Consider the following 4,415-nt stretch of genomic DNA (forward strand, 5'->3'; position numbering starts at 1 on the left):
ACACCAACGACGACGCCAACCCCACCGACACACCCGCAAGCCCCACCACCGGCCGCTCATCGAACCCCAACAACGACACCACACCAGCCACCGCACCAACCTCAGCCACCACCTCACGCACGCACCCCGCCACCACCTCACGCCCCGCGCCGGCCTCCACCACCACCGACCGAACCCGAGCCCCGAACCCCACCAAACCCTCCACCACCGCAGCACCCCAACCCTCATCCACCCCATCCGCACCCACAACCACCAACCACACACCCGAACCACTCACACCAGTCGGAACGGCCGACGACACCGAACTCACCGACGCCGGACGCCACACCACCCGATACCGCCAGCCATCCACCACCGCCAACTCCCGCGAACGCTCCCGCCACGACGACAACACCGGCACCACCGCACCCAGATCCACCTCATCACCAGCACCCAACAACCCCGCCAACTCACCCACATCACCCCGCTCCACCACATCCCAGAACCCACCGTCCACATCCCCGCCACCGACAGCAGCACCAACCGCCCCCGCACCACCAAGCCCCGAAGTCTCCAACCAGAACCGCTCCCGCTGGAACGCATACGTCGGCAACCCAACCCACCGACCACCACGCCCACCCAGCACCGACACCCAATCCACCTCGACACCGTGAACATGGGCCTCGGCGAGGGACCTCAGGAAGCGCTGAACGCCGCCCTCACCACGACGCAGGGAGCCCAGGACCACCGCATCCCGCTCGACCGCCTCCGCGCACTCCTGCATCCCCACCATCAGGACCGGGTGGGGGCTGGCCTCGATGAACACACCGTGCCCGGACTCCAGCAACCCCCGCACCACCAGGTCGAATTGGACGGTCTCGCGCAGGTTGCGGTACCAGTAGCCGGCGTCCATGACGGCGGTGTCGATCGGCTCGCCGGTGACGGTGGAGTAGAACGCCACCGAGGACGAGGCCGGCTTCACCGGCGCGAGCGCCTCCAGCAGCTCCGCTTCCAGCGCCTCGACCTGCACGGAGTGCGAGGCGTAGTCCACCGCGATCCGCCGCGCCCGAACCCCCCGCTCCCCGCAGTCCGCCACCAGCGCGTCCAGGGCCCGCGGCTCACCGGAGACCACCACCGAGGTGGGACCGTTCACCGCCGCCACCGACACCCGGCCCTCGAAGCCGGACAGCAACTCCTCCACCACCGCCAGCGCCGCACCGACCGACACCATCCCGCCCAGACCGGACAGCCGCTCGGCGACCAGCTGCGAGCGCACCGCGACCACCCGCGCGCCGTCCTCCACGGACAGCGCACCGGCCACCACCGCGGCAGCGACCTCGCCCTGCGAGTGACCCACCACCGCGGCCGGCTCCACACCCAGCGAACGCCACAGCACCGCCAGCGACACCATCACCGCCCACAGCACCGGCTGCACCACATCCACCCGCTCCCACCGGGCATCGTCCTCACCGGCCGCCACCACATCGCGCAACGACCAGTCCACGAACGGCGCCAACGCCCGCTCACACGCGGCCATCGACTCGGCGAACACCACCGACGACTGCCACAACTCCCAACCCATCCCCACCCACTGCGACCCCTGACCCGGGAACACGAACACCACCCGGCCGTCCTGCGCCCGGCCCCACACCGCCGCGCCCGAACGCTCACCGGCCGCGATCGCCTCCAGTCCCGAGGCCAGCTCCTCGGGCGAGTCGCCGACCACCACGGCCCGCTCCTCGAACCGCGAGCGCCCCGAGGCCAACGACCACGCCACATCCACCGGCCGAACCCCCGGCCGCGCCAGCACCGCACCCAACCGCCGCGCCTGCTCCCGCAACGCCGCCTCACTGCGGCCCGACACCACCAACGGCACCACCGCACCACCCAGCACCGGAACCGACACCGGCTCCTCGGCCACCGGCACCGACTCGGCCGGCGGCGCCTGCTCCAGCACCAGGTGCACGTTGGTCCCGCTCAGCCCGAAGGAGGAGACGCCCGCCCGGCGCGGCGCGCCGGTCTCCGGCCACTCCCGGGTCTCCGTCAGCAACTCCACCGCACCCGCCGACCAGTCCACCTGGTGCGAAGGCTCGTCCACGTGCAGCGTCTTCGGCAGCACGCCCTGCCGCATCGCCATGACCATCTTGATGACGCTTGCGGCACCGGACGCGGCCTGCGCGTGGCCGATGTTCGACTTCAGCGAGCCGAGCCACAGCGGGCGGTCGGCGGGACGGTCCTGACCGTAGGTCGCCAGCAGCGCTTGCGCCTCGATCGGGTCACCCAGCGTCGTACCCGTGCCGTGCGCCTCCACCACGTCCACCTCGGCGGCGGACAGCCCGGCATTGGCCAGCGCCTGGCGGATCACCCGCTGCTGCGACGGACCGTTCGGCGCCGTCAGACCGTTCGACGCGCCGTCCTGGTTCACCGCGCTGCCCCGGACCACCGCCAGCACCGGGTGCCCGTTGCGCCGCGCGTCCGAAAGCCGCTCGACCACCACCATGCCGACGCCCTCGGCCCAGCTGGTCCCGTCCGCCGCCTGGGCGAACGCCTTGCACCGGCCGTCGGCGGCGATGGCGCCCTGCTTGGAGAACTCCGCGAAGGTCGCGGGAGTCGCCATAACCGTCACACCACCGGCCAGCGCCAGATCGCACTCGCCGTTGCGCAGGGCCTGGCTCGCCAGGTGCAGCGCCACCAGCGAAGACGAGCACGCCGTGTCCACCGTCACGGCCGGACCCTCCAGGCCCAGCACGTACGACAACCGCCCCGACATCACGCTGCCCGAGGATCCGGTCACGCCGAAGCCCTGGGTGTCCTGAATGGTCATCAGCAGGGCTGTGTACTCCTGGGCCGTGCCGCCGACGAACACACCGGTCCGGCTGCCGCGCAGCGACGACGGGTCGACGCCCGTGCGCTCCAGGGCCTCCCAGGAGGTCTCCAGCAGCAGCCGCTGCTGCGGGTCCATGACGCCCGCCTCACGCGGCGAGATACCGAAGAAGGCCGCGTCGAAGTCGCCGGCGTCGTGCAGGAATCCGCCGCGCCGCACATCGCCGGAGAGCCACTGCTCCCAGCCGCGGTCGACCGGCATCGCGGAGGTCTCGTCCCGGCCCTCCGCGACCAGGCGCCACAGGTCCTCCGGCGAGGTGACACCGCCCGGGAACCGGCAGGCCATGCCGACGATCACCAGCGGCTCGTCGTCCTGCGCCCGCACCGGCACAGGCAGGCCGACGGCCGCGCCCGTGCCGAGGAGTTCGTCCCGGAGCAGTTCGGCGAGCGCCGACGGGGTCGGGTGGTCGAAGACCAGGGTGGCGGGCAACCGCAGCCCGGTGACGGTGTTGAGCCGGGAGCGGAACTCGACGGCGGTGAGCGAGTCGAAGCCGATCTCCTGGAAGGGCTTGGCCTCCGTGATCGCCTCGGCCGAGGCGTGCCCGAGGACGAGTGCCGCCTCGGACCGCACGAGCTCCAACAGGACCGTCCGCTGCTCCGCCTCGCGCAGCCCGGCCAGGCGTTCGCGCAGCGCTCCGGCGACGGAGTCGTCCGCGGCCGGGTCGGCGACCGCCTCCAGGGCCCGGCGGACCTCGGGGATGTCTTCGATCAGCGGACGGTGCCGGGCGATCATGTAGCCGGGCGCGAACCGCTCCCAGTCCATGTCGGTGACGGTGAGCAGGGTCTCGTCGTTCGCGAGCGCCTGCTCCAGGGCGTTGATCGCGATGTCCGGGTCCATCGACCGCAGACCTAGTCGGGCCAGCCGCTCGGCCGTCTCGCCGTGGTCCTGCAGCATGCCGCCGGATCCCCAGCCGCCCCAGGCGATGGAGGTCGCGGTCAGGCCGCGCGCCCGGCGCTCCTGGGCCAAGCCGTCCAGGTACCCGTTGGCCGCCGCGTAGGCCGCGTTGCCCGCACTGCCCCAGATCGCGGCGCCGGAGGAGAACAGCACGAACGCATCCAGGTCCAGGTCCGCGGTCAGCTCGTCCAGGTGCCGCGCGCCCTCGACCTTGGCGGCGTACTGGTAGGCGAGTTCTTCGGCACCGATCTCCAGCACCTCGCCGAAGTCCGCGACGCCTGCCAGGTGGAACACCGCGGACAGCGGCAACTCCTCCGGAATCCCCGCCAACACCTCCTCCAACGCCCCACGATCAGCCACATCACACGCCACCACCGACACCCGAGCCCCCAACCCCTCCAACTCCGCGACCAACTCCACCGCACCCTCAGCACCCAACCCACGACGCGACACCAACACCACATGCTCCGCACCCACACCCACCAACCACCGCGCCACACACGCACCCACCCCACCCGTACCACCCGTCACCAACACCGACCCACCCACACCCCAACCACCAGCACCAGCACCAGCACCAGCCAACGGCGCCCGCACCAACCGCCGACCGAACACCCCCGACGACCGCACCGCCACCTGATCCTCAACACCCGACACC

General features: G+C 71.7%; 2 protein-coding genes. One reads left to right on the top strand and one right to left on the bottom strand.

What is annotated here, in order from left to right; translation table 11 throughout:
- Positions 1 to 4,306: type I polyketide synthase (locus ACFQ87_RS44665; RefSeq protein ID WP_380616785.1), on the bottom strand; the 4,306-nt coding region annotated here is incomplete at its 3' end.
- Here ACFQ87_RS44665 and ACFQ87_RS44670 point away from each other — a divergent pair.
- A partial coding sequence (locus ACFQ87_RS44670; RefSeq protein ID WP_380616786.1) for a hypothetical protein occupies positions 4,220 to 4,415 on the top strand: 196 nt, incomplete at its 3' end. The two genes, ACFQ87_RS44665 and ACFQ87_RS44670, sit on opposite strands and share 87 nt — an antisense overlap.

The organism is Kitasatospora sp. NPDC056531, assembly GCF_042794375.1.
Taxonomy (GTDB): domain Bacteria; phylum Actinomycetota; class Actinomycetes; order Streptomycetales; family Streptomycetaceae; genus Kitasatospora.